The 26,695-nt window shown below is 52.1% G+C and carries 26 protein-coding genes; 16 read left to right on the plus strand and 10 right to left on the minus strand.

From position 1 onward, the window contains the following. Positions 1-71: 71 nt before the first annotated feature. The 3 genes from cgtA to rplU all read right to left on the minus strand — a co-directional run bounded on the left by cgtA (position 72) and on the right by rplU (position 2,031). A complete protein-coding gene (cgtA, locus tag P0Y67_RS05240; RefSeq protein ID WP_342391015.1) occupies positions 72-1,253 on the minus strand; it encodes an Obg family GTPase CgtA in 1,182 nt (393 codons plus the stop codon). Between the two features lie 187 nt (positions 1,254-1,440). Next, positions 1,441-1,701: a 50S ribosomal protein L27 gene (rpmA, locus tag P0Y67_RS05245; RefSeq protein WP_027251812.1), complete on the minus strand. Its 261-nt coding sequence runs from the start codon at positions 1,699-1,701 to the stop codon at positions 1,441-1,443. Between the two features lie 18 nt (positions 1,702-1,719). Then, the gene (gene rplU / locus P0Y67_RS05250) at positions 1,720-2,031 is read right to left on the minus strand and encodes a 50S ribosomal protein L21 (RefSeq protein ID WP_027251813.1); all 312 of its coding nucleotides are present in this window, start codon (positions 2,029-2,031) and stop codon (positions 1,720-1,722) included. 277 nt (positions 2,032-2,308) lie between these two features. Here rplU and ispB point away from each other — a divergent pair, with 277 nt between their 5' ends. Then, the gene (ispB, locus tag P0Y67_RS05255; RefSeq protein ID WP_337114438.1) at positions 2,309-3,280 is read left to right on the plus strand and encodes an octaprenyl diphosphate synthase; all 972 of its coding nucleotides are present in this window, start codon (positions 2,309-2,311) and stop codon (positions 3,278-3,280) included. Between the two features lie 224 nt (positions 3,281-3,504). After that, complete coding sequence (locus P0Y67_RS05260; RefSeq protein ID WP_218383580.1) at positions 3,505-3,696, plus strand: hypothetical protein; 192 nt, start codon at positions 3,505-3,507, stop codon at positions 3,694-3,696. 98 nt (positions 3,697-3,794) lie between these two features. Here the strand turns inward: P0Y67_RS05260 and mdh are convergent, their stop codons facing one another. Further along, complete coding sequence (gene mdh, locus P0Y67_RS05265) at positions 3,795-4,733, minus strand: malate dehydrogenase (protein WP_337114439.1); 939 nt, start codon at positions 4,731-4,733, stop codon at positions 3,795-3,797. 370 nt (positions 4,734-5,103) lie between these two features. Here mdh and argR point away from each other — a divergent pair, with 370 nt between their 5' ends. The 4 genes from argR (at position 5,104) to P0Y67_RS05285 (ending at position 10,101) form a co-directional block, all read left to right on the plus strand. Beyond that, a complete protein-coding gene (gene argR, locus P0Y67_RS05270; protein WP_027251817.1) occupies positions 5,104-5,574 on the plus strand; it encodes a transcriptional regulator ArgR in 471 nt (156 codons plus the stop codon). A gap of 283 nt (positions 5,575-5,857) precedes the next feature. Beyond that, positions 5,858-6,826, plus strand: coding sequence for a TAXI family TRAP transporter solute-binding subunit (locus tag P0Y67_RS05275; protein ID WP_342391016.1), 969 nt, complete (start codon positions 5,858-5,860; stop codon positions 6,824-6,826). 159 nt (positions 6,827-6,985) lie between these two features. Next, positions 6,986-9,589 carry a TRAP transporter permease gene (locus P0Y67_RS05280; protein ID WP_342391017.1) on the plus strand — a complete coding sequence of 868 codons (2,604 nt, stop codon included), beginning with the start codon at positions 6,986-6,988 and terminating at the stop codon, positions 9,587-9,589. 71 nt (positions 9,590-9,660) lie between these two features. Beyond that, positions 9,661-10,101, plus strand: a complete 441-nt coding sequence (locus P0Y67_RS05285; RefSeq protein WP_342391018.1) for a universal stress protein — start codon at positions 9,661-9,663, stop codon at positions 10,099-10,101. A 1-nt stretch (position 10,102) separates the two neighbouring features. On the opposite strand, the gene P0Y67_RS05290 is transcribed toward P0Y67_RS05285, so the two are convergent. Both P0Y67_RS05290 and mpl read right to left on the minus strand, forming a co-directional pair. After that, the gene (locus tag P0Y67_RS05290; RefSeq protein WP_342391019.1) at positions 10,103-10,723 is read right to left on the minus strand and encodes a flavin prenyltransferase UbiX; all 621 of its coding nucleotides are present in this window, start codon (positions 10,721-10,723) and stop codon (positions 10,103-10,105) included. After that, complete coding sequence (mpl, locus tag P0Y67_RS05295; protein WP_342391020.1) at positions 10,713-12,083, minus strand: UDP-N-acetylmuramate:L-alanyl-gamma-D-glutamyl-meso-diaminopimelate ligase; 1,371 nt, start codon at positions 12,081-12,083, stop codon at positions 10,713-10,715. Before mpl ends, P0Y67_RS05290 begins: the two co-directional genes overlap by 11 nt. 193 nt (positions 12,084-12,276) lie before the next feature. On the opposite strand from mpl, the gene fbp reads away from it, so the two are divergent. Together fbp and ppa are read left to right on the plus strand one after the other, a co-directional pair. Beyond that, positions 12,277-13,293, plus strand: coding sequence for a class 1 fructose-bisphosphatase (fbp, locus tag P0Y67_RS05300; RefSeq protein WP_342391021.1), 1,017 nt, complete (start codon positions 12,277-12,279; stop codon positions 13,291-13,293). A 147-nt stretch (positions 13,294-13,440) separates the two neighbouring features. Continuing rightward, the gene (gene ppa, locus P0Y67_RS05305) at positions 13,441-13,971 is read left to right on the plus strand and encodes an inorganic diphosphatase (RefSeq protein ID WP_027251823.1); all 531 of its coding nucleotides are present in this window, start codon (positions 13,441-13,443) and stop codon (positions 13,969-13,971) included. A gap of 63 nt (positions 13,972-14,034) precedes the next feature. On the opposite strand, the gene P0Y67_RS05310 is transcribed toward ppa, so the two are convergent. The 3 genes from P0Y67_RS05310 to tamA are packed head-to-tail and all read right to left on the minus strand — an operon-like array spanning position 14,035 to position 19,849. Next, positions 14,035-14,394 (minus strand): gamma-glutamylcyclotransferase family protein, encoded by a 360-nt coding sequence (locus P0Y67_RS05310; protein WP_342391022.1) that lies wholly within the window; start codon positions 14,392-14,394, stop codon positions 14,035-14,037. A 17-nt stretch (positions 14,395-14,411) separates the two neighbouring features. Then, the gene (gene tamB / locus P0Y67_RS05315; protein WP_342391023.1) at positions 14,412-18,185 is read right to left on the minus strand and encodes an autotransporter assembly complex protein TamB; all 3,774 of its coding nucleotides are present in this window, start codon (positions 18,183-18,185) and stop codon (positions 14,412-14,414) included. Next, positions 18,182-19,849, minus strand: a complete 1,668-nt coding sequence (gene tamA, locus P0Y67_RS05320) for an autotransporter assembly complex protein TamA (RefSeq protein ID WP_342391024.1) — start codon at positions 19,847-19,849, stop codon at positions 18,182-18,184. The genes tamB and tamA overlap by 4 nt, the downstream gene beginning before the upstream one ends. A gap of 261 nt (positions 19,850-20,110) precedes the next feature. Here tamA and msrA point away from each other — a divergent pair, with 261 nt between their 5' ends. After that, positions 20,111-20,743 (plus strand): peptide-methionine (S)-S-oxide reductase MsrA, encoded by a 633-nt coding sequence (gene msrA / locus P0Y67_RS05325; RefSeq protein WP_342391025.1) that lies wholly within the window; start codon positions 20,111-20,113, stop codon positions 20,741-20,743. Positions 20,744-20,775: 32 nt separating this feature from the next. On the opposite strand, the gene P0Y67_RS05330 is transcribed toward msrA, so the two are convergent. After that, positions 20,776-20,991 (minus strand): DUF1107 domain-containing protein, encoded by a 216-nt coding sequence (locus P0Y67_RS05330; protein WP_027251828.1) that lies wholly within the window; start codon positions 20,989-20,991, stop codon positions 20,776-20,778. Positions 20,992-21,303: 312 nt separating this feature from the next. Between P0Y67_RS05330 and P0Y67_RS05335 the strand changes: the two genes are divergently transcribed. The 7 genes from P0Y67_RS05335 to P0Y67_RS05365 all read left to right on the plus strand — a co-directional run bounded on the left by P0Y67_RS05335 (position 21,304) and on the right by P0Y67_RS05365 (position 26,500). Next, positions 21,304-21,861 (plus strand): YtfJ family protein, encoded by a 558-nt coding sequence (locus P0Y67_RS05335; protein ID WP_342391026.1) that lies wholly within the window; start codon positions 21,304-21,306, stop codon positions 21,859-21,861. A 69-nt stretch (positions 21,862-21,930) separates the two neighbouring features. Further along, entirely contained in the window at positions 21,931-22,239 is a 309-nt protein-coding gene (locus tag P0Y67_RS05340) for a hypothetical protein (RefSeq protein WP_342391027.1), read from the plus strand. Between the two features lie 33 nt (positions 22,240-22,272). Then, positions 22,273-22,857 (plus strand): zinc uptake protein ZrgA, encoded by a 585-nt coding sequence (gene zrgA / locus P0Y67_RS05345; RefSeq protein ID WP_342391028.1) that lies wholly within the window; start codon positions 22,273-22,275, stop codon positions 22,855-22,857. 50 nt (positions 22,858-22,907) lie between these two features. After that, a complete protein-coding gene (locus P0Y67_RS05350) occupies positions 22,908-23,600 on the plus strand; it encodes an ABC transporter ATP-binding protein (protein WP_342391029.1) in 693 nt (230 codons plus the stop codon). 5 nt (positions 23,601-23,605) lie between these two features. Next, positions 23,606-24,856, plus strand: a complete 1,251-nt coding sequence (locus tag P0Y67_RS05355) for an ABC transporter permease (protein WP_446728801.1) — start codon at positions 23,606-23,608, stop codon at positions 24,854-24,856. Positions 24,857-24,865: 9 nt separating this feature from the next. Next, a complete protein-coding gene (locus P0Y67_RS05360) occupies positions 24,866-25,354 on the plus strand; it encodes a DUF3299 domain-containing protein (protein WP_342391031.1) in 489 nt (162 codons plus the stop codon). A gap of 258 nt (positions 25,355-25,612) precedes the next feature. Then, positions 25,613-26,500, plus strand: a complete 888-nt coding sequence (locus P0Y67_RS05365; RefSeq protein WP_342391032.1) for a TIGR03899 family protein — start codon at positions 25,613-25,615, stop codon at positions 26,498-26,500. The last annotated feature ends 195 nt before the right edge of the window (positions 26,501-26,695 follow it).

The raw sequence follows: 26,695 nt of genomic DNA on the forward strand, positions 1-26,695 counted from the left end.
AAGAGAAAGATCAATTTGATGAGGCACAAAAAAACCGCTCCAAAGAGCGGTTTTTCACATCAGACGGCCAGTTACGGCTTGTAAATGATTTCGACGTCGTAATCGTCTTCGTTCCAATCATCCCAGTCGTCATCGTCGTCGTCGTCGCTTTTCGCAGCACTTTTCTTCAGTTGCTGCTCGTGGTAATCGTCCCACTTGAAATCGACTTTGGTTTCTTCAGTTTCGTCTTCTTCGACCAGGGCCTGAGGAATGGAGTCAATCAAATCCATCAGCTCATAGGTCAATGGCTTGATACCGGTACGGTTCAGGGCAGAAATACAGAAGTACTTCTCATCCCATGCCAGTGCTTCCAGCACTTCCTCGATCTTCGCCTGAGCTTCCTCTTCCTGCAGCAGATCAACTTTGTTAAAGAGGATCCAACGCGGCTTGTTCACCAGCTTCTCGCTGTACTGCTCCAGCTCATTGAGGATAGTGAAGGCGTTTTCCACCGGATCCGAACCGTCTGCCGGCAGCAGATCGATCATGTGCAGCAACACACGGCAACGCTCCAGGTGTTTCAGGAAGCGAATACCCAGACCGGCACCGTCGGCAGCGCCTTCGATCAGACCAGGAATATCAGCGACCACGAAACTGCGCTCGCTATCGACCCGTACCACACCCAGGCTAGGCACTAAGGTGGTAAACGGATAATCCGCCACTTTTGGCTTAGCGGCCGATACAGCGCGGATAAAGGTCGATTTACCGGCATTCGGCAAACCCAGCATGCCGACGTCCGCCAGCAGCAGCAGCTCCAGGCGCAGGTGACGAATCTCACCTTTGGTGCCCATGGTCTTCTGACGTGGTGCACGGTTGACCGAGGACTTGAACCGGGTGTTACCCAAACCGTGGAAACCGCCTTTGGCGACCATGATCTTCATGCCGTGCTGGGTCAGATCGGCGATCACTTCACCGGTTTCTTCGTCCACGGCACGCGTACCCACAGGGACAGACAGTACCTGGTCATCGCCTCGCTTACCGGTACAGTTACCACCGCGGCCGTTTTCGCCGCGCTCAGCTGCATGAAAACGTTCGAAACGGTAATCGATCAGCGTGTTGAGGTTTTCATCGGCCAGCAGGTATACATCACCGCCGTCACCGCCGTCACCGCCATCAGGCCCACCTTTGGGGACATATTTTTCACGGCGGAAGCTGACAGTACCGTTGCCGCCATCACCTGCATCCACCCGGATTACCGCTTCATCTACAAATTTCATCTTATTCTCCGCACTCTGGCGTTCACTTCGCCAGCCAGATGTCACCACCTGACTGTCTTTATTGTAATACCAATCGGAATAATTCTCAGGGCTTTACACCCGCAGGCACTCAAACTGATATTGTCCTGTGCCATAACAAAAAGCCCCGCCAATAGGCAGGGCTTTCACGTTCTTAACGAAACTGAACTTATTCAGCAGATTCGATAGAAACGAATTTACGGTTTTTAGGACCTTTCACTTCGAATTTCACTTTGCCATCAGTCAGAGCGAACAGAGTGTGGTCTTTACCCAAACCTACGTTGTTACCAGCGTGGAACTTAGTACCACGTTGACGAACGATGATGTTACCTGCCAGTACAGATTCGCCACCGAAACGCTTAACACCTAGGCGTTTACTTTCTGAGTCACGGCCGTTACGAGTAGAACCGCCAGCTTTTTTGTGTGCCATCTCTAAACTCTCCTATTATTAAGCGCTGATGCCAGTAATTTTGACTTCAGTGAACCACTGACGGTGGCCCATTTGCTTACGAGAATGCTTACGACGACGGAACTTAACGATTTTTACTTTATCGCCGCGACCGTGCGTAACAACTTCAGCAGTCACTTTACCACCCGCAACGAATGGTGCACCAACTGTTACTTCTTCACCGTTAGCAACCAGCAGAACTTTGTCAAATTCAACGTTCGCACCAGTTTCAACGTCCAGTTTTTCCAAGCGTAAGGTTTGGCCTTCGCTTACTCGGTGTTGCTTACCACCACTTTGGAAAACAGCGTACATGTCTTACTCCGCTTATCCGCATAGGCCATTTGCCACGGCAAAATTGGGCAATGGGTATGCGCTTAATCTTGTCATCAATAGGGCGCGAATATTACTGGAAAACGCCGAACATGGCAAGCCGTTGGCTAAAGAAAATTGGTGAAAAGCTGCTCAGCAGAAAAAGTCGCCTAAATAGCTGCAATGTAGGTTAGGAAGCCGGGAAGATTTTAGTGTAGTATGCGTGCATAATTCTTATTTTGATTGCGCCGATACGGCTAACAATTTTGCTGGATGTATCATGGATTTCAAAGCTATCCAAGCACTCACCGCTGACGACATGGCGGCGGTTGACGCAAAGATTCAGGCCCAACTCACTTCAGACGTCGCCCTGATCAACCAACTGGGATTTTACATTGTCAGCAGCGGTGGCAAGCGTTTGCGCCCCATTCTGGCAATTCTGGCCGCCCGAGCTCTAGGTTACCAGGGTGAAAAACACATCACCGCAGCGGCATTTATCGAATTTATTCACACCGCCACTTTGCTCCATGACGATGTGGTGGATGAATCTGATATGCGGCGCGGGAAAGCAACCGCCAATGCCGCATTTGGCAATGCCGCCAGCGTACTGGTGGGTGATTATATCTACACCCGCTCCTTCCAGATGATGACCAGCCTGAGATCCTTGAAGATCCTGGACATCATGAGCGAAGCGACCAATGTGATCGCCGAAGGGGAAGTCCAGCAGCTGATGAACTGCAATGATCCTGACACTACCGAAGCCAGCTATATGCAGGTGATCTACTCCAAAACGGCGCGACTGTTTGAAGCGGCGACTCAGGTGGCAGCCATTCTTTCTGATGCACCAGAACAGGTAGAGACAGCCCTGCAGGACTATGGCCGTTATCTTGGTACCGCCTTCCAGCTCATCGACGATGTGCTTGATTACAACGCCGATGGCGAGGAGATGGGCAAGAACGTGGGGGATGATCTGGCGGAAGGTAAACCTACCCTGCCGCTGCTTCACGCCATGCACCACGGTAACCCAGAGCAAACCGCCATGATTCGCGCCGCGATAGAGCAAGGCAACGGGCTGGATAAACTGCAACCGATTCTGGCCTGTATGGAAGAGCACGGCTCTCTGGCTTACACTCAGCAACGTGCTGAAGAAGAAGCAGATAAAGCCATTGCCGCCCTGTCGGTACTTGCTGAAAGCGAATACAAAGATGCGCTGATCGCGGTCGCCCGGCTGTCGGTCAATCGCACCAAATAAACCCGCCCCTTCAGCGAAAACGGCCTGACTCTTGTCCAGGCCGTTTTTTGTTGCGCTCTCTTGCTGCGGTTTCTAGTTCCATAGCCCCGGCAACCCAGCTGCACAGACACGGTTTCACTCACGGGATGGCTCTGCACTGAGCTCAAATTCTCTTTACGCTATAGTTATACAAGGTAAAGGGAGACCTGTGCCCTGACCGTTTCTTCCCAAGACGGAGGTGACGCATGCAAGCCAATCAACTGAAAAAGGGAATGTGGGTTGAATACCCGCAGGGGATCGCGGAAGTGATCGAGATAGATCCGGATCATGACACTGCATTGATCGAGAATCTGAAGGATCATAAAAGGATCCATATCCCGTGCAGTGAACTGACTGACGAACCTCAGCTGCACAGCGGCTGCGGCGACTATTACTGAGCAATCCCCTTAATTACCCGTGCCAGAAACAACAAAGCGGCCGGAGGGCCGCTTTGTTCATTGTCGTCAGGCTATGAAAGCCTGGTGTCGGTACGGGCTTATTTCGCCGCGAACTCTTCACCCAGAGCGATATCGCCTTTCAGGGTATCCAGCATGCTGTCCAGGGCATTCTGCTCGAACGCGCTCAGGCTGCCGTAATCCAGCACTTCTTCCACACCGTCTTTGCCCAGACGAACTGGCTGAGCGAAGAAGCGAGCGTGCTGGCCGTTACCTTCCACGTAAGCGCACTCAACCACATTTTGCTCACCCTGCAGGGCACGCACCAGCGCCAGACCAAAACGACAAGCCGCCTGACCCATAGACAGAGTGGCAGAACCGCCGCCCGCTTTGGCTTCAACCACTTCAGTACCCGCATTCTGGATGCGAGGAGTCAGTGCTTTCACTTCTTCTTCAGTGAACTCAACACCTTCAACCTGGGACAGCAGAGGCAGGATAGTCACACCTGAGTGGCCGCCGATGACAGGGACATTCACGTCACGCGGATTCAGGCCTTTCAGCTCACCAACAAAGGTTTCAGAGCGGATGATATCCAGCGTAGTCACACCGAACAGCTTACGCTTGTCGTAGACGCCGGCTTTTTTCAGAACGTCTGCCGCGATAGCCACAGTCGTGTTAACCGGGTTAGTAATAATACCGATACAGGCATTTGGACAGACAACCGCAATTTTTTCAGCCAGTGATTTAACAATACCGGCATTGACGTTGAACAGGTCCGCACGGTCCATCCCTGGTTTACGGGCAACACCAGCAGAGATCAGTACCACATCCGCACCTTCAAGTGCAGGGGTTGGATCTTCACCAGCATAACCTTTGATAGAAACAGGAGTTGGGATGTGGCTCAGGTCAGCAGCAACACCAGGGGTAACAGGGGCAATATCATAAAGTGCCAGGTCAGAGCCGGCAGGCAGTTCATTCTTCAGTAGCAGAGCCAAAGCCTGGCCGATACCACCAGCCGCACCAATAACAGCAACTTTCATTTTCGTTCTCCTTTACGATAGAAGTCAGGGTTCATCAGACAGACCCCTTCAGATAGAATTCAGGCCATATACCCAATGTTTCAAACCCTTACTAATGTCTCTCAGTTTCTCGGGCACCAAGACGGTATAGCAAGCCTAAACGAAATACAATCATACCCCCTCAGCTTTGCGAAGTTGCGCAGAGAGCCGGTTGACTTTTCCTTGCACCGAAAAAGCTAACAACAGTCTCAACAGTGGATTTATTTAATAGTTATGCAGTCGACTAAGCTATTAACAGTAACCTAGTTCCAAGTTCGAATGAACATTGTTTGCTACCAGCTAACAGGTTGTGACAAAATACGGACCCTCTCCCTGTACATGAAATTTACTTATGCGTAGTTCTGATAAACAAGAACGCTTGATAAAAGCATTCAAATCCATACTCAAGGAAGAAAAATTCAGCTCTCAAGGTGAGATAGTCGATGCCTTGAAAGCGCAGGGCTTCGATAACATTAACCAGTCGAAAGTGTCACGGATGCTGACCAAATTCGGCGCGGTACGTACCCGCAACGCTAAAATGGAAATGGTGTATTGCCTGCCCGTAGAGCTGGGCGTACCGACCATCAGCAGTCCGTTGAAAGAACTGGTCATGGAAGTGGGTTATAACCATGCCATGGTCGTGATTCACACCGGCCCTGGCGCGGCGCAAGTGATCGCTCGTCTGCTTGACTCACTGGGCCGCGCCGAAGGTATCCTGGGTGTTGTGGCGGGGGATGACACGATTTTCATCACACCAACCCTGACCACAACCGCTGAAGAGCTCTTCGACTCTGTCTGCTCGCTGTTTGATTACAGTAAGTAAGTCAACCTTCAGGCAACGCCCTCTCCGTTTACCCTGAGAGGGCGTGCTTCTCCCCCCCTTCCCCGCCCCGTCTTTTCCCGCTGGGTTACCCCGCTTTGCAGTGGATAGTTATGCTCTGAAATGTGGTCAGCTGTCGCAATCTCATTACTTTTTCACAAAAAGGTTTTTACATTATTTCAATAATACGCCGATCGTTTGCTATTATCTCTTTGATTTGTTTAAAGCATTGCGGGCCGTGTACCTGCACCACTGATAAGAAATAACACAACAGGAAGGGATCACAATGGCGTTTACAAAACTGTTAAAAGTCAGCGCATTATCTGCCACCGTTCTTGCCTCAGGATTGGCGCAAGCGGAAGAGTTCATCACCATAGGTACAGGTTCTGTCACCGGTGTGTATTATCCTACCGGCGGTGCTATCTGTAAGCTGGTGAACAACGATCGTAAAACCAATGGCATTCGCTGCTCTGTCGAATCGACCGGCGGGTCTGTATACAACGTGAACACTATGCGTGCCGGTGAACTGGACTTCGGCGTGGTGCAGTCTGACTGGCAATATCACGGCTATAACGGTACCAGTGAGTTTAAAGAATTAGGTCCGTATAAAGAAATGCGTGCTGTTTTCTCACTGCACACAGAACCGTTCAACATTATTGCCCGTACAGATTCAGGCATTAATAACCTGGACGATCTGAAAGGCAAACGCGTCAATATTGGTAACCCGGGCTCAGGTGACCGCGCCACCATGGAAGTGGTGATGAATACCATGGGCTGGAGCAAAGATGACTTCAAACTGGCAGCCGAACTGAAAGGTTCTGAGCGCTCTCAGGCCTTGTGTGATAACAAGATCGATGCCTTTGTCTATGTCGTCGGCCATCCAAACGGTTCAATCAAAGAAGCAACCACTTCGTGTGATGCCAAACTGATCCCGGCGACAGGTGCCGCTATCGACAAACTGGTTGCCGATAATCCTTACTATGCGAAATCGACCGTACCGGGCGGCATGTACCGTGGTACCGACAGCGACGTCAACAGCTTCGGTGTTGCCGCGACGTTAGTGTCTTCAACCAAAGTGTCGGATGATGCGGTGTACGCGCTGGTCAAAGCCGTGTTTGAGAACTTCCATGTTTTCACTCGCCTGCACCCAAGCTTCGCCAACCTGAAGAAAGAAGACATGATCAAAGCCGGTATTTCGATCCCATTACATCCGGGCGCAGAGAAATACTACAAAGAAGTAGGTTTGATCAAATAAGCCAACAGCTGTTCATCCTGCAAAGTGCACCGTCTTGACGGTGCACTTTTTGTCTGTCAGAGCACAAAAATGCCCCTGTCAGATCAATGAGCCAGACTACAATAAAAACTGAAACCTCAAACAGTTAATAACGGATCGCTCCTGAAATAAGGAAGTAGCATGACAAAAACCAACCATGACGATGTCCAGGACATGGTGGCCCAGGCGGATACCGGCGCACGCAGCCCCAAGGGGGTGCAGGGACAAATTCTGTGGGTTGTCGCCCTTTGCTGGTCATTGTTCCAGCTTTGGTATGCCTCACCGCTCCCTTTTATTTTTAATGTTGGCATCTTCAACGATACCGAAGCGCGTGCTATCCACCTGGCATTTGCCATTTTTTTGGCCTTTACTGCCTTCCCAGCCCTGAAGGGCTCCCCCAGGGATCACATTCCACTGCAAGATTGGATTCTTGCGCTGCTGGCCAGTTTTTCTGCCGCCTATATCTACCTGTTTTACGAAGCACTGTCTGGCCGCTCTGGTGCACCAACCACGCTGGATGTCGTCACTTCCGTGATAGGGATGCTGTTGCTTCTCGAGGCCACGCGACGTGCACTGGGCCCTCCGCTCATGGTGGTCGCCTCGGTTTTCCTGCTGTACACCTTTGCCGGCCCTTATATGCCGGATGTCATTGCGCACAAAGGTGCCAGCCTTAACAAAGCGATGTCACACTTATGGCTGACCACTGAAGGCGTCTTCGGGGTTGCACTGGGTGTCTCTACTGCCTTTGTTTTCCTGTTTGTGCTGTTCGGCTCTATGCTCGAGCGGGCAGGCGCAGGCGCTTATTTCATCAAAGTTGCCTTTTCATTACTTGGTCATATGCGCGGCGGTCCGGCAAAAGCGGCCGTGGTCGCATCCGGTTTGTCCGGCCTGGTATCCGGCTCGTCCATTGCCAACGTGGTCACCACGGGCACCTTTACTATTCCGCTGATGAAACGGGTGGGCTTCCCTGGCTATAAAGCCGGGGCGGTTGAGGTTGCGGCCTCGACCAACGGCCAGCTCACGCCGCCCATCATGGGTGCAGCGGCATTTTTGATGGTGGAATATGTCGGTGTCTCTTATGTCGAGGTTATCAGAGCGGCCATACTACCGGCCCTGATCTCCTACATTGCCCTGCTTTACATCGTCCATTTGGAAGCCTGTAAAGCCGGTATGACGGGCCTGCCCCGCCATTATCAGCCTACTCTGGCGCAAAAACTGACCTCGTTTGTTGGTACCATAGTCGGCCTGATGGTGCTCAGTGCCATAGTCTATTACGGCATCGGCTGGACCAAAGACGTGTTTGGCGCCGCCGCCACACCTATCATAGCGGTTGCGATCCTGATCGCGTATGTCGCCCTGGTTCGTCTGGCGACCAACTATCAGGATCATCTGCTGGAAGATCCGGATCAGGAACTGACCGAAGTGCCGGATCCCGGCCCGACCGTAAAATCCGGTTTGTACTTCCTGCTGCCCATCGTTGTGCTGGTCTGGTGCCTGACCGTTGAGCGTTTCTCGCCGGGCTTATCGGCTTTCTGGGCAACCGTGTTTATGATTTTCATTCTGCTGACCCAGCGTCCGCTCATGGCCATCTTTACCAAAGAGCAGACGCTGACAGAGGCAGGTAAACAAGGCTGGCACGATCTGCTGGAAAGTCTGGTCACCGGCGGGCGCAATATGATAGGTATCGGTGTCGCCACTGCCGCGGCCGGTATTATCGTGGGCGTGGTGACGCTGACGGGCGTAGGTCTGGTGATGACAGACTTCGTCGAGTTCATCTCAGGCGGCAACATCATGCTGATGCTGCTGTTTACCGCCGTGATCAGCCTGATCCTCGGTATGGGGCTGCCCACCACGGCGAACTACATAGTGGTCTCGACCCTGATGGCGCCGGTTATTGTCACCCTGGGGGCTGAAAACGGCCTGATCATTCCGCTGCTGGCCGTGCATCTGTTCGTGTTCTATTTCGGTATTCTGGCCGATGATACCCCGCCGGTCGGTCTGGCTGCGTTTGCGGCCGCCGCGATTGCGAAAAGCGATCCTATCCGTACCGGTATTCAGGGTTTCACCTATGATATCCGCACCGCCATCCTGCCCTTCATGTTCATTTTCAATACCCAGCTCTTGCTGATGGACATTGATACCTGGTGGCATTTGTTCCTGACCGTAGCGTCCGCTGTCATTGCCATGTTGACCTTCTCTTCGGCGACCCAGGGATGGTGGTTCACCAAAGTCAAATGGTGGGAGTCCATCCTGCTGCTGTTGATCACTTTCTCGCTGTTCCGCCCCGGCTTCTGGTGGGACATGGTCTATCCGCCCAAACACGACATGCCGGGCACCCTGATTGTCGATGCCGCCGATAAACTGGCCATTGGTGAGCCGCTGGAAGTCCAGGCGACAGGGATGGATTTGCTGGGCGATCAAGTGACCAAGCACGTGCTGCTGCCGTTTGATAAGCAGGCGGTCGATCCGAATGAGAAAATTGCCTCGACCGGCCTGATGCTCAAACAGGAAGGCGAGAAAATGATGGTTGAACTGGTTGAGTTTGGCAGCCCGGCCGAGCAGGCAGGTATTGATTTTGGCTGGGAGATAGTCACTGTCAGCCTGCCAGCAGCCAGACCTATGAAGGAATGGGTGTTCGTACCAACGCTGGCACTGCTGGCTTTACTGGGCTGGAATCAGCGACGAAAAGCCAAACATGATGCTGCCGTCAAAGGTGAAACACACAAAAACACGCAACAGGACTAAACTCTAGTCAGCACAATAATTCAGCCACAGGTGCCAACATCGGCCTGTGGCTGCCTGACAGAGAGGATGCCATGTACACCCACATTCTGGTACCTGTCGATCTCAATAAGGACGGCTTTGGTGATAAAGCGGTTGAGCTTGCCGTCTGGCATGCCCGCCAGTCAGACGCCGTTGTTCACTTACTCAACGTCCTGCCGGGTATTCATATGGCCTTAGTTTCCAGCTACTTTCCTAAAGACGCCGCGCGAAAAATGCTGCAGGACACCCAAAAAAAACTGAAGCAATTTGCCGAACAACATATTCCCGCCGATGTCCGTCATATTGAAACCGTGTCGGAAGGTAAAACCTGGTCGACCATAGTTGATCATGCCCGTCAGGTTAAGGCCGATCTGATCATTATGCCCAGCCACCAGCGCTCCACCATAGATAAGCTGGTACTGGGTTCAGTGGCGGCCAAAGTGGTGGAAAATGCCCCCGGCAATATCCTGATCATCAAACCAGAAGGGCTATGATTCAGGACGGGCGGTGATCATAGCCCCAGCGCGGAACCAGTCCTTGCTCGACGCCAAGATGATCCAGTATCCGCGCCACCATGAAATCGACCAGATCGTCGATAGACTTCGGTTGATGATAAAAGCCGGGGGCGGCCGGCATGATGGTCGCTCCCAGGTTGGAGAGCTTGAGCATATTTTCCAGATGCAGGGAAGAAAACGGGGTTTCCCTGACCACCATCAGCAACTGACCGCGCTCTTTCAGCACTACATCGGCCGCGCGTTCCAGCAGATTATCCGACAGGCCGTGAGCCACCGAGGCCAAGGTGCCCGCGGAACACGGGCACACCACCATTTTTTTCGGCGCGGCAGAGCCGGACGCCACCGGAGAAAACCAGTCTTCCTTTCCGCAGACCGTCAGCTTATCGCCCTGATAATTCAGATGCTCTGCCAGTGCCGCCTGTGCCGCTTCGGGACCGGCAGGCAGTTTCAGGCCGTGCTCGGTCGCCAGCACCACACGGGCTGCTGAGGAGATCAGCAGGTACACCTGGTAATCGGCCGCGAGCAGGCACTCCAGCAAACGCAGCCCGTAAGGGGCACCGGATGCCCCTGTCCAGGCCAGGGTAATACGTTTATCCTGCATCTTGATCTCCCTGTGCCAGGGCGGCAAGCAGCTTGTCATGAATACCGCCGAAGCCGCCATTGCTCATCACCAGGATAGTATCGCCAGGACGGGCGGCAGCCACTATGTGTCCGACTAAAGCATCAAGGTCGGCGTCGCACACCGACGGCTGCGGACAAAGATCAGCGATGTCCTGTACCGACCAGGGAATCGTGTCCGGCTGAAACAGGAAAACTTCATCTGCCGCTGCCAGTGCCGGAGCCAAATCGGCTTTGTGCACTCCCAGCTTCATGGTGTTCGAGCGCGGCTCCAGCACCGCCAGAATGCGCGAATCCCCCACCTTGGCACGCAAGCCGCCCAGAGTCAGCTCTACGGCTGTCGGGTGATGGGCGAAATCGTCATACACTTTAATGCCATTCTGCTCACCTTTCAGCTCCAGCCGGCGCTTGGTATTGACAAAACGCGCCAGCGCCTCGCAGGCCAGTTCAGGGAGCACGCCGACATGCCGCGCGGCGGCGATCGCCATCAGGGCATTGCTGACATTGTGATCCCCTATCAGATCCCAGCGCACAATGCCCACGGTTTTACCGGCAAAAATCACATCAAATTCACTGCCGTCCGGCTGGTGCTTGTTCGCTTGCCAGTCACCGTGTTCACCGCTGTATTCCAGCTCGCTCCAGCAGCCCATCGCCAGCGTTTCATCAATGGCAGGCACGCCGTGCGGGGCCAGAATTTTGCCTTCCCCCGGCACAGTGCGGACTAAATGATGAAACTGGCGCTGAATAGCGGCCAGATCCGAAAAAATATCTGCGTGATCGAACTCCAGATTGTTCATTAACAAGGTACGTGGTCGATAATGAACAAACTTAGAACGCTTATCGAAAAAAGCGCTGTCGTATTCGTCTGCTTCAACAACAAAGAAACAACTCTCGCCTAAACGTGCGGAAACACCGAAGTTTCCCAGTACGCCGCCCACCAGAAAACCGGGCTGGTAACCACAGTCTTCCAGAATCCAGGTCAGCATACTGGCTGTCGTGGTCTTACCATGGGTACCCGCCACCGCCAGTACCCAGCGGTCATGTAACAAAAATTCCTGTAACCATTGCGGGCCTGAGGTATAACGCAGGTTTTTATTCAGCACATACTCAACGCATGGGTTGCCCCGGCTCATGGCATTGCCAATCACCACCAAATCCGGTGCGGGCTCTAGCTGTGAAGGATCATATCCCTGAATAATTTCAATGCCTTGTGACTCCAGCATTGTGCTCATCGGCGGATATACATTGGCATCGCTGCCGGTCACTCTATGGCCAAGCTGCTTGGCCAGCATGGCGGCTCCGCCCATAAAAGTGCCGCAGATTCCGAGAATATGGATATGCATAACTGTCAGCTCACAAAATAAATATTGGTCACGACCACGCTTCAGTGTTACTTCGTTACCATAAAAAAGATCTTTAGATACAATTGCATCAAACAATAACTGGCCAATGGCCAAGGGTACAGTTCAATTGCCCGAAAAGAGGCATTGTACCGAATATTTATCCCCCCATGACAACACGATGCAAGGATTGTATATGTCCGATATTAGAACCCTTGGCGAGTTCATTGTCGAGAATCAGCATGACTTCCCCCATGCCAGCGGTGAACTGTCTTCTCTATTGGGTTCCATTAAACTGGCGGCCAAAATCGTAAACCGTGAAATCAACAAAGCCGGCTTGGTTGATATCATTGGTGACGTTGGCAGCGAGAATGTCCAAGGTGAAGCCCAAAAGAAACTTGATGTGTATGCCAACGAGAAATTCAAAGCTGCACTGGAAGCCCGCGGTCAGGTCTGCGGTGTGGCCAGCGAAGAAGAAGATGAACTCGTGGTATTCAATAAAGAACTGAACCGCGAAGCAAAGTACGTGGTATTGATGGACCCACTGGATGGTTCTTCAAATATTGACGTAAACGTTTCCGTCGGGACGATTTTCTCCATTTACCGCCGCGTTACCCCGGTTGGCGGCCCGGCTGAGATCGAAGATTTCCTGCAGCCTGGTGACAAACAAGTGGCGGCGGGTTACATCATTTATGGTTCATCCACCATGCTGGTGTACACCACAGGCAATGGCGTTCATGGTTTCACCTATGATCCGTCACTGGGGGTATTTTGCCTGTCGCACGAAAATATGACGATCCCGGATGATGGCCAGATCTACTCCATCAATGAAGGTAACTATTTCCGCTTCCCGCAAGGCGTGAAAAAGTACATCAAGTTTTGCCAGGAAAACGTGCCGGAAGATAACCGCCCTTATACCTCACGCTACATTGGCTCTCTGGTTGCCGACTTCCACCGCAACTTGCTGAAAGGCGGTATTTATTTGTATCCAAGCACTGCGACCCACCCTAGCGGTAAGCTGCGCCTGTTATACGAGTGCAACCCGATGGCATTTTTGATTGAGCAGGCGGGCGGTATTGCCTCTGACGGTAAAAATCGCATCATGGAGATCAAACCGACTGAACTGCACCAGCGCGTGCCTTTCTTTGTCGGCTCAACCAAGATGGTTCGCAAAGTGGAAAGCTTCCTGGAAGCCTTCCCGGACGCCGAGTAATCCCGTTGCTATGCCCGGTCTCAGCACCGGGCATTTTTCCTCTCTGCCCCCGCATCTCTCCCTCTTGGTGTTAGAAGCTGTTTTTTTCACAGCGACTGGTTATAATTCCCGGCGACAAAATCATCTGAAACTATTAAGGAATTCATCATGAGCCTGAACAACGTCCCAGCAGGTAAAGAACTGCCAGAAGACATCTACGTTGTCATCGAGATCCCGGCAAACGCTGATCCAATCAAATACGAAGTCGATAAAGACTCTGGCGCGGTATTCGTAGACCGTTTCATGTCTGCGCCTATGTTCTACCCATGCAACTATGGTTATGTGAACCACACTCTGTCTCTGGACGGTGATCCGGTTGACGTTCTGGTTCCGACACCATATCCGCTGCACCCAGGTGCCGTGATCCGCTGTCGTCCGGTTGGCGTTCTGAAGATGACTGATGAGTCAGGTGAAGATGCGAAAGTCGTTGCTGTACCGCACAGCAAGCTGACCAAAGAATACGATCACATCAAAGATGTGAACGATCTGCCAGAACTGCTGAAAGCGCAAATCACTCATTTCTTCGAGCGCTACAAAGAGCTGGAATCTGGCAAGTGGGTGAAAGTAGACGGCTGGGCTGACGTTGAAGCAGCTAAAGCTGAAATCCTGGAATCTTACAAGCGCGCTCAGGAAAAATAATCCGCCGTGATTGTCGTCCAGTAAAAAACGCTCCCGAGGGAGCGTTTTTTGTGGGCGAAGCCATCACAGTGAAGACCAGCTCGACCAGTCTCCCTGCGGGATCAGCAAGGCACGCTCAAGCGGCTGCAGGTAGAGATAGATCCAGGCCAGTCCGAACGGTGTGTCCACTTGCTCGCGGCAATATTCTTCTCCCAGTCCTTCCAGGATATCGAGTTCGCGGAAAGTGTCGGCATCCACGTCATACACTTCGCCAAACAGCACGCCCTCAGACCCTGGCTGCTTTATCGCGGCAGGGTAAGGTCCGAGATCATACATGGCGTAAGCTGCCAGCTGGCACTCTCCCAGATAATGGGCCCGACACAGCAGTCCATGATTAGACTGGCCGCGGCGCAAACTGCCGTAAACAAAAACCCGTGTGTGCACAGCTGACAACATCCTTATTAGTTAAACTCAAACTGATACAGTAAATCGACGGCACTGTCGAGCCCCGATACCGCTTCGATATACAAATCCTGCAGCAGCTTGTACCTGACGGTAAACTCACCAATGGGGCTAAAGATACCCACACCGTATTTTACCTGCAGCCCCGGATAGACATAACCACTAATAGTGACCTGAGAGTCATCGCCGGCACCCGCCGTATCCAGCGCCAAATCCTGAATCCCGAATGCCTCGCCGACATTGCCGACCAGCTGGCTGCTGCGTGACAGCCCCATGCTGATCAGCGCCGTGGTCATCGCACCGCCCCCTTCCGGCGATTCGCTGTCGAGATCCCGGCCACGTAACACGTATGACAGCGCATTCTGTTGCGGCATAGCCGGATCAGAGAAAATGTCCACCTTGGGCTCATCGGCCGGACCGGTTACCCGAATACCGGCTGTCACATCGTCTTCAATGTTGTTCGGATTCCGAATCGCTTCCACCGACAGGTAAGGCTGATCCGCTGGCCCATTGAAGGTTATCTGGCCTTTACGAATCACCAGCTCCTGGCCAAAGGCCCGGTACGTCCCGTCGTCGACTCTAATTTCACCATAGACTAACGGGGCTTTGTCCTGCTGGTTGACCTTGAGATTCCCTGACAGCCCGGCATCCAAACCGAAGGCCGATAAACGCACATCCGGGCCAATCTTCACCATCACATTGGTTTTGATGGCAAAAGGCACCTTGCTGCCGGTATCCACCGGCTTGAGATCATCGGTCAGCAGGATTTCATCATCAGAAACCTGTACCGCAGATTCCGGCAGGCGGTCTACCGTGATCCTGCCCCATGGAATGGACACTGTGCCGCTGATTTCCGCCACCTGGGGGGCTGCACTGATCTTCAGGTTAGGCGACACTTTCATGGCAATCATAGGCGGTACGTTCACTTCAAGCTCACGCCCGTTCACCTTCAGATTGGTACTCCAGTTCGCCATATCGGCCCAGTTCGCATCGCCTTGCAGCACCAGGCGCCCATCCGGGGTATCCAGTTTGCCGCGCAGTATGGCGCTGTAGCCACTGAACGTGGCGACGATCTCGCCCCGTTCAAGATCCAGCGGGACTTTTCTGCCGATCGCTTTCAGCTCGGTGACTTTGAATACACCGTTAACCTGAGGCTGCATGATCGGGCCGGTTAAATGCAAATCTGCGTCTACCCGGCCTTTAAAAATATCGTAATCAGCGACCAGAGGTTGCAGAAAATCCAGCCGGAACGTATCCAGTTTCACTTTGGCATCTATCTGCTGTTCACCTGATAACTGGGTAATTCGGGCGTTGCCTGACAAATCCCCGTTATCTTTAACGGCCACCAGCCAGTCTGCCGTGAGCACGTCATTGCGCATGTCAGCGTTGAGGGTAATTTTATCCCAGCCAAGCGCCAGCGGTGGCTGATCCGCTGCCGCCTGTTGTCTGAATCCGCCAGCAGGCAGGGTCACCTGAGCCTGCAATACAGGTGTTTGTTGCGGCGACCAGCCGGCGTTGACTGTGGCATTGGCTTCACCATCCAGTTTTATCTCTGGTGGCAGGAACGGCTGCAGGATGGAAAAGCCGAGTTTATTGATGGCCAGGCTTGCCTGGCCACTCGCGCCGGCATCCAACGGCTGAGTCAGACACACAGAGGCGTCTTGTTGCTGCCAGCAATGCGGTGCAACGGAGACGCTCTGCTTACTCAAGTTGTATGCCAGCGCCGTGGGCTGATTCAGCCGCCACGGGCCAACCGGTGTTTCGAGATTGCCGCGTAGCAGCATCCCCTGCCAACCTTGCTGTCTGTCCAGGCTGCCTTGCAGCGCCAGGGCGGTACTGACAGGCTCGCCTTTCAGATCAAGACGTAATGTGTGCTGGGCTTCGGTTCCCTGAAAAGTGATATCCAAGGCTTCCAGCTTGGCCGCATCCTGGTAGCTGCCTTCTCTGGCGCTCAGCGTAATATCTGCCGTCAGGGCAGGAAGTGGCGTCACCCGGCCGGTCAGGTTCAGGCTTTTTAGCTGGGCCAGATCCTGCCAGCCCAGTGCCTGTCCCACTAAATTCAGATCTATCGTTGGCTCAGCCAGCGTGCCGCTTAATCGCAAATCGCCATTTACCCTGCCGCGTAAACCGGGCACTGACTGCGCAAGATCGGGCGCATTGACCAATGCAGACAGATCCCAGGTTTGCTTCAGGCTGCCTTTCGCATTCAGCCCGTTCGGTCCGTGCTTCAGCACCAGACCTTGCGTCACCAGTTCCAGATCCCCTTTGCCGCTCACATCCTGGGCATCAAGCTGACCTGCCAGAGTGAAAGGCTGGCCGATCACTTCACCATCCACATTCAGTTCGGGCAATTTAACAAACCAGCCACCTGTCGCGGTTAATCCGCCTGAGGTACTGAGCTTACCGCTCAGCTTACCTTCCGCTTCGGGCCATTCCAGTCCTGGCTGAATATCGCGAAAGGAAAGGTTGCCCTGCCAGCTGACGGTTTTGGCCCAGCTCGCCTGAGCGTTGCCCGTAACCTGACCGCCCAGGCTATTAACGGTCAGACTTTCCAGGACAACCTCAGTCAGAGATCCTGTTCCCTTCAGGCTGACATCGACGGCCGGCATAGGCTCGCCGTCCGCCTTGGTGGCGGCGTCAAAGGTAAAGCTGTCTAAGTTCCCTTTGGCATTGATGGCCGTCTCTTTGGCAACAAAATCAGGCTTGTCATCAAGCGGCCACTGTAAGTGACTGCTCACCACCTTGAGATCAAAAGGAAGATCGGCATCCAGCGGAGACAGTTTTCCCGTCACCTTGGCATCCAGCTTTCCACTGAGTGCCACATCCAGCACCAATTGCTGTAATGAGCCTGACGCCGACAGATTGATATGGTGTCCCTGCACCGGCTGCAGCGCAATGTCAGATTTGGCTTTCAATGTAAGTGGGTACTCACCACTTAACTCGGCTTTCCCTTCGGCATCCAGTGTGGCTTGCGGCACGTCAACAAACAAGCGGGTCAGCGTCACGCTGCTTTTTTCTGCTTCTGCGATCAACTCCAGTTCATTCACTTTCTGCGGCGTTGCACTTTCCAGCAAAAAGTCTTTCACGGTAAAGCGCTCCACAGTGACTTTCAGCGGCAGCACCACCTCAGGCAGCACTATGCGCTCACGCTTTTCCTGGCTATAAGCCTTGGCAACGTCTTTTGCCTGCTCTTCAGTCTGTTCCTGAATCTCTTTCTCGGCCGGCGGCGCCAGGTTCAGCACTATGCCTTCCCAGTCGGTAGGTTTCAGGGTCAAGTGGCTGCCCTGCATCTGGGCAGCTGAACTGAAACGCTGCCAGCGAACTTTATTACCCAGAATATTCAGGTCGATGTCATTCAGCGTCAAACGATCCAGCCGGACCGGGACAGGCAGCGCGATTTCTGTCAGTGGCTCACCCGACTCTTCTTCCTCCGGGGAGCCTGGCGGTAATTCGGGCATGGAGAACGTCAAACCACTCAGGCTCAGCTCTCGCACGCAAATGGCCGGAATCGGCAGACAATCATCATTGATAGCCAGGGTGAGGCTGTCGCTACTGAGCTCCAGCAAATCATCCTTGTAGCGGACACCGCTGAGCGTAAATCCTTTCAGCAGGGCACCTGTGCTGCCTTGCACTGATAATGCGGGTACGGCTTTCTGAGCTCCCCACAAAGCGATGCTGACGCCGGCATGAGTATATAGCAGGGCCCAAAGCGCCAGGGTTAACAGCAATACGAACGTCAGCAGGCCAATGGTCAATCTCTTCAACCAGATCATAATTCAGGCCCCAGCACGAAGTGTATTTGGAAACGATCATCAGGCTTATCCAGCCCCCAGGCGAAGTCGAGCCGTATCGGACCAACCGGCGACGCCCAGCGTATGCCCACACCCGCCCCTGCCTGCCAGTCCGGGGTGTCTGACCAGGATGAGCCGTAATCGTAGAACAGGGCTCCCCACCAGTTGCCTGTCAGCCGGTACTGGTATTCCAGCGTGGACGCCAGCATAAACTCACCACCAATCTGCTGACCTTCGCTGTCACGAGGGGAAATGGACTCATAGCTGTAACCACGCAAGGTACTATCTCCACCAATAAAAAAACGCATGGACGGTGGGATATCTTCTATCTTTTCCGCCCAGATCGCCCCGGCATCCAGACGGGCCAGGCCACGGTGATCGTCAGCAAAGGTGCGAATCCAGGCACTGCGTCCGCGCAGTTTTGCCAGACGGGTATCAGAGCCCAGAGCAGGGTCGGAATATTCCAGTTTCAGCAGTTGCTTGTCTCCCCAGGTCGGCCAGCTGCCGCCGCGTAACCGGGTGCGGTCAATACTGACCCCGGGAATCACCATAAAGGCGGAGCCTGTCTCAAAGGCGCCCTGATTGTAGTCCTCATACAGCAAACGCACAGAAGCCACCCCGTCCCAGACCTGATCAAAGTTCCAGTGACGTTCAACGCCAAGATGGTACTCGGTACTGATAGTGTCGTGGTTGTCCACATAGCGAATCGCCCCGATTAACTGGTAGTAATCATCCAGCACATTGTCGAGCGGAATTTTATACGTCGCTTGAACTTTCGGCTGCACTTTAGAGATCTCGGTGCGGACATCCAGACTGTGACCTTCACTGTTTATCCAGGGTTTACGCCAGTTGAATTTCAAGCGCGCCCCGACATCGGTCGAATAGCCGATACCGGTTTCGATTTTATTTCTCACTTCCGGCCTGAGGTTGACCTGAATGGGCACCACATCCCCCTCCAGATCGCTCACATCCCCGCCTACGAAAATGGAAGAGAACCAGCCCACGCTCGACAGGCGCTGATTAAACTCCCCCACTTGCGAGACCAGATAATAATCACCTTCATCAAACGGGGCTAACGAACGGACTTTCGCTTCATTGATCTGACTGCCGGTGATGAGAATATCGCCGTACTTGTAGCGTTTGCCGGAATCAAATTCGATATGAATAAAAGCCTGATTACGGCCAGGCGCCACTTCCAGCCGGCTGGTTTTCAGCTCGGCATCGAAATAGCCTTTGCGCAACGCCAGGCTTTCCAGGCTGGATTTGAATGCATCGTACTTGCCGTGGTTAAGGGTTCGGCCCAGTTCTAAATCGCTGTCGCGTTTGAGAACAAAGAAGTCCAGATCATCAGCGGCTTCGCCCTTGATCTGAATATCACTTCTGGCAATTTTGGTACTCGGGCCGGCATCAACCGTGACCGTCAGGGTGCTGTCTTCGCCGTCTTCTTCGACACTAAAAACGATATCAGGCTGATAGCGCCCCAGCGCTTTCAGCGCGGTACGGATTTCTTTTTCAACCTGGCCTTTGAACCGCAAAGACGTGCTGTAATCTTCCTTCGGAATGGCAGCAATATAAATATCCACATTTTTCTTCAGGCTGCCTTTCAGCCCGACAATGCTAAGTTCTGTCTCTGCCAAAGCTGGCATTGTTACCACTAAAGCGACGGCTGCTAACAAGCAGCGCCAAAACAAGATTATCATTCTTATTTGTCTTCACTTATTAGAATGTTATTAGATTACGCGCATACTTTATTGTGACAAGAGCTGAGCGAAGTGCCAACCTTTACGCACTAAAGAAAATCATCGCGGTAAAGCCGGTCTGCCCATAAACAGGATTACGCTCCTATTGATTGTCAGCCGTGAATCCTCTACTTTCTGGCTTATTAACAGTGCAATTAGGAAAACAGTGTGATGGATAAACAGCAGATAATCTCTCCGGAAGCAGCCCTGCCAGGCCGTTCAACACCAGTGACTCCCTCTGAAACTCACGCCATTTTTGGCACCCGAATAGATGCTGCTGTACCTGAAGGTATGGAAGAAATCGTACTGGGGATGGGATGTTTCTGGGGCGCAGAACGCCTGTTCTGGAAACAGCCTGGCGTCATCAACACAGCGGTAGGCTACAGTGGCGGCTTTACCCCCAATCCGACCTACCAGGAAGTCTGTACCGGGCAGACGGGCCATACTGAAGTGGTTCGCGTGATTTTCGATCCGGCGCAAACCACACTGGATAAGCTGCTTGCTCAATTTTGGGAAAGTCATGACCCAACACAGGGCATGCGTCAGGGTAATGACATCGGTACCCAGTATCGCTCTGTCATCTACACCACCAGCCAGGAGCAACAAGCTCAGGCAGCAAGCAGCAAAGAAAGATACCAGTCGGCCCTGCAGGCAGATCAGCGAGTTGCCACTATCACCACTGAAATCTTACCTGCCGCTGCGTTTTACTACGCTGAAGATTACCACCAGCAGTATCTGGAAAAGAATCCGCAGGGCTACTGCGGCCTGGGCGGAACCGGTGTTTGCATGCCTCCTCAGTGAATCTCTCAGCCAGCGTCAGGCCAGTCCTGGCGCTAGCTGCTATAACTGGCGGCGGCCAGCACCTGAATTTCTTTATTCACTTCCGACAACACACTCAATGCTTTTTTGTTACGGCTGGCGGGGGGGAGTAAACGTCCGCAGTCAAACTCGAAAGCCCCGATACCCACGATGAACAACCGGCCCCGAAAGTAACTTTTCACATAACGCGCAATCTGGTTTGGACGATATTGTTTAAATATTTTCAGCATAATATCCCTCAACACACAGAACCTGTGACCCTTAATAGACAAAAAAGTTGCCTCGCTTGTGTCAAAAATATGCAAAACGCCTGCCAGTTGTATTTTATTGTTCTTGATGCGACGCGACGGACACGCCCAACTTTAGGACATGACACGGCAACCTGCCCAATTTCTTTGCCTGAGCGGCATTTCACTCCTCACATTTCTGGCAACCGACAGGCAAAAACAGTGATACGCTTCAAGGATAACAAACTGGTTCTACCAGTTGTTAAAAACTCAACTACTATAAGGCAGCACAACCATAAACAAGGAATAACATTCATGAACATGAAGTCACTGCTATCACTTTGCGCATTATTACCCGCCCTCACGTTACCGGCCCATGCCCATAATCTGACAGTCGGTCAGCCTTTACCCAGCACCAGCGTTGCCGATAAAGGCGAGCTGATTCTGCAAGGCAACGATGTTGTCTATCAGCCTTGGCAAACCAGCCAGCTGAGCGGTAAAGTCAGGGTGATTCAAGCCATCGCCGGACGAAGCTCAGCCAAAGAGCTCAATGCCCCTTTTATTGAAACCATCAAGTCCGCCAATCTGCCGCATGATAAGTACCAGACCACCACCATCATCAATCAGGATGATGCGATTTGGGGCACCGGCGGCTTTGTTAAATCCTCGGCAGAAGACAGCAAAAAGGAATTTGCCTGGTCATCTATTGTCCTTGATGCCAAAGGTCAGGTTCGTTCCCGCTGGGAACTGAAAGAGGAAAGCTCTGCCATTATCGTGCTGGATCCGACGGGTAAAGTGGTGTTTGTGAAAGAAGGGGAGTTAAGCCGCAATGACATTGATCAGGCAATGTCAAAAATTCAGTCTTTGCTGTAATCAGCCTTCCGAGCAAGGGTGTAATAATATATCATTACACCCTCTTTTAGGTATGGCAGGAACAGGGAAGTGCATATCCGGGTCGATAAGGCATGGCATAACGGCATTTTGGCATTGGTCTTCGGCTTGTTCATTCTGGCCAGCCCCATCCAGATCCTGCACGATCTCAGCGCACTCAATCCAGCTGTCCACTCAGAACATTCATGCCCATACTGCCACGCATTGCCTGCAGGATTACCGGCGGCCACTCCTAGCTTACTGCCAGATTCCGCGCTCCCCCTACAACACAGCAATATCAACCGCTGGCATGCCGACTGGCTGAACCTGTCACCGACAGCCAGAGATCCCCCGTCAACCTCCAATAATCCGGCCATTTAGCCCTCAACATTATTCTTATTATTGGAGTTTTACATGCATACTCACAAATTACGTGCCGCTTCCTGGCTGCTGGCGTCCACGGCCATCTGTTCTTCGCCTTCCTGGGCCAACACCCAGCATGAAGCACATGTGCACGGCCAGGTTGAACTGAACATTGCTCAGGATGGGAATGATCTCTTGCTTGAAATCACGGCACCGGCATCTGATGTTCTTGGTTTCGAACATGCGCCCAAGACAGAGGCTGAACAACAAGCCCTGAACGCCGCGCTGCAGCAACTCAACCAACCCGCCTCGCTGTTTTCTCTGCCGGCGGAGGCCAGATGTTCACTGCAAGACAATCATGCCACTCACACATTACCGTCACATTCTGATGATGAACATGAAGATCATGACGGACATGAGCATGAGCATGAGCATGAGCATGAGCACCATCATGGCCACGCCGAATTCAGTGTCCAGTCTGTTTATCGCTGCGAGCAGATACAACAGCTAGGGCAGCTGACACTGAACTGGTTCTCACATTTTCCCGCTACTGAAAACATCCAGGTTCAGGCGATCAGCGATAAGGGTCAAAAAGCCGCAACTCTGAAGTCTGCCCAACCCGTATTTCGTTTCTAAGTTAGCTTACAGCAAGGGAGTCGGCAGGCTCCCTTGCATCGGAGACAATCATGACTGTCATGTCTTTGGAAAAAATACGTTTTCGCTGGCCAGTGCAAGACACCGACACCCTTAACATTCCGGCTTTTTCTCTGGCAAAGGGGGAGAAAGTCTTTCTGAAAGGGCCCAGTGGCAGCGGGAAATCGACGCTGCTCAGTGTCATGGCGGGGATACACAAACCACAACAAGGTAGTATTCACTTGCTGGATCAGCCTTTCAGCGATCTGTCTTCTTCAAACAGGGATCGTCAGCGCGCTGATCATATTGGCTACATATTCCAGCAATTTAATTTGCTTCCCTATTTATCCGTTCTGGACAATGTACTGCTGCCCTGTCATTTTTCAGCACGACGCAGGCAGGCGACTAAGCACCCGGCTCAGGAAGCACGCCGCTTGTTGCAAGCGCTGCAATTGCCCGCCGAATGCCTGAGCCGCCCTGTCACACAGCTCAGCATAGGCCAGCAACAACGTGTTGCCGCCGCCCGTGCCTTGATTGGCAGGCCGGCCCTGCTGATTGCGGATGAACCGACATCGGCACTGGATCATGATAACCGTAACCACTTTCTCCGATTACTCATGGAAGAGTGCCGGCAAGCCAATACCAGCCTGCTTTTTGTCAGTCACGATCCGACACTGACGACAGATTTTGACCGTGTGCTGGATCTTACCGATATGAATATGCACAAGCCGGGGGACAGATCTTGAAAACCATGATACTCCTTGCATGGCAAAGCCTGCTTAATCGCAGGGCCACAGCCTTACTAACTATTCTCACCGTCGCCATTTCCACCACCTTGCTGCTCGGTGTAGAGAAAGTCCGCACTCAGACCAAAGCCAGTTTTGCACAAACAATTTCAGACACAGACCTGATTGTTGGTGCACGCTCAGGGCAGGTCAATCTGCTGCTCTATTCCATTTTTCGAATTGGTAATGCCACCAATAATATTGACTGGAAAACCTACCAGACGCTAAGCGAACAGAAAAATGTCAAATGGACAATTCCCATTTCACTGGGTGACTCCCATCAAGGCTTTCGTGTTATCGGCACCAATCAAGACTATTTCCGCCATTATCGTTATGGCAGCAAGCAACCGCTGTCTTTCAGTCAAGGTGAAATGTTCCACGGCCTGTTTGAGACAGTGATCGGGGCTGAGGTTGCGCGAAAACTGGGGTATCAACTCGGTGACAAGATAATCATTGCACATGGGATCAGTGATAAAGCCTTTACTCGCCACGATAACCTGCCGTTCGTAGTGACCGGTATACTGGCGCCAACCGGTACCCCGGTCGATCGCAGTGTGCATGTGTCGCTAGGTGCCATAGAAGCCATTCATGTGGGATGGGAGTCCGGGACCCGCCTGACGAATGCCTCCCAAGTCGGAGCGCTGGATCAACAACATTTCGAACCGCAGCAGATCACCGCTGTCCTGGTGGGACTTAACTCGAAAATTCATACTTTCGCACTGCAGCGCTTCATCAATAATTTCCCAGATGAGCCCTTAAGCGCCATTATGCCAGGAGTCGCCCTTCACGAACTGTGGGGAATGATGTCAATTGCCGAGCAGGCACTGATGGTTGTTTCTGTGTTCGTTGTCATAGCCGGCTTACTTGGCATGTTATCCAGTCTGCTGACCAGCCTGAATGAAAGACGACGCGAAATGGCTATTTTACGTGCGACAGGAGCAAGACCGGGCTGGATCGCAGGGCTGCTCTTTCTGGAAGCAACGGTACTGACATTAACAGGCATAATTACCGGAATGGGGTTACTGTATAGCGGCCTTTGGCTCTGCCATGACTGGTTGCTTGAAACCTTTGGCCTCTTTTTACCTTTCAGTCCACCAAGCATTTACGAGTGGATTCTGATGGGCCTTATTTTATCGGCAGGCATGTTCACCAGCCTGATTCCGGCACTTCGTGCATACCATTTTTCATTAGCCGATGGCATGACCATTCGTATTTAAGGAGATCACATGAAATACTGGTTGTTTGCTTTATGCTGCTGGTTCCCTCTGACAGTGGCTGCCCAGGAACCACTCACCCTGGATTGGTTAGATTTAATTCCCGAGAAAGAAAGGAACCTGTTTAATCAGCAAGGCATGCCTGTTGCTAATCATGAAGGTGATCAAACGGCGGTTCAACAACATATAGGATCAGTTCGAACGGAACTGGACGGAAGCCTGGTAAAAATTCCCGGGTTTGTCATCCCCCTGGAAGGCGATGAAAACATCATTACCGAGTTTTTACTCGTACCTTATTTTGGTGCCTGCATCCACGTACCGCCTCCACCACCGAACCAAATCATCTATGTGAAGTTTCCTAAAGGCGCACCCGTTCAGCAACTCTGGGATGTTGTATATGTGGTAGGAAAGTTAAATGTACAAACCATAGAGCACGAGCTTGCAGAAACCGGTTACCTGCTCCACGGCTCACTGATTGAAGAATACGACGATGCCGGATAAGTAGCCTTACTGACTTTTGGCTTATCTTACACATGCGCAGCAAGGTAAGCCAAAATCACGACATACCCAAGCAGTAATAACACCTCTGTTAATCGCTTACTGAATTTTTTCGTCATCAGCCCCTCCTTGATAGCACAGCTTCATCACGCCGGGCGACCCACAAATTTAACCATCTATTAACACAAAAGTCACGCCTCTTGCCAAAGATAACGATCAAATGTAAAAACTATAGGTATAACTGTTGAGAGTGAAACTTGTATGCAAACCGAAAGTCAGGCCAGTAATGAGCCAAGCCATGTAGTACCGGTAACAGATAAGAAAAGTCATTCAAAGAATGCAATAAAAAGTAGCCGCTTTCGGGTTCAATCCATAGCCCGTCATAATGACGTGAATGCTCAGATCGACGAAGATCACGATAAAACACTGCAAGAACGCACCGAAAGTCGCCAGCAAAGCATACGGCAGCGCCAGCAACAGAATTTAGAGCGTATCTTCAGGCTTTGTTATGACAACTGCTCAGATGAAACAGCCGGAGAGCCTGATCCTGACTGGATCCATCATTTCATTACCATAGCCCAGGATATTTACAGCCCCTCCATGCAGAAGCTATGGAGCCGTATTCTTCGTCAAGAGATTATTACCCCTGGCTCTATTTCCCTAAAAGCGATGATAACCTTCCAGCAGATGACGCAGCGTGACGCTCAATTATTTCGGCGAGCCTGCTTGTTAGCCTGCCATTTCGGCCAAGATAGCAGCAAAAAGCTGCTAACAGGCCTGAAATATCGTTCAGGTTTCCTTCTTAAGCAGCCATCCATCGACAGGCTCAATCTGGGACACTATCACTTACCGTATTCACATTTGCTGGAGCTAATGGGTCTGGGGCTGATATTAAACACTGAATTAGAGTCGGGAAAACTCCAGAATGGTACACCCCTGCCTTTTCATTATCAGGGGAATGATTATCAAATCCAGCCCGCCAAAAATGGCTTAAGCTTGCTATATTACCGCTTTTCTCCTGTCGGCCAGGAGATTGCTCAGCTACTTGGAAATCACCGTAATGAAGAATATAAAATTCACCTGACTGAGCTCCTCAATAAGCATTTTATCGTTACAAGTGATGCACCTACCTACCATCCTGTAATCTGAGTATATTTCTGATGGTACTGACCCAGCCCCCTCGCAGTTAAGTAGACGGCTTCTTCTACAAGCAGTGGATTAAATACCAAGTAGCAAAAAACCCAGCCATCACTGACTGGGTTTCTAATAATACCATTCTAAGTAAGAATATGATCTAATTGAGGCTTCTCTTTCAGGTGGTCAAATCGCTATGGATAGCCTCAA

The sequence above is a fragment of the Photobacterium sp. SP02 genome (assembly GCF_038519165.1).
Lineage (GTDB): Bacteria > Pseudomonadota > Gammaproteobacteria > Enterobacterales > Vibrionaceae > Photobacterium > Photobacterium halotolerans.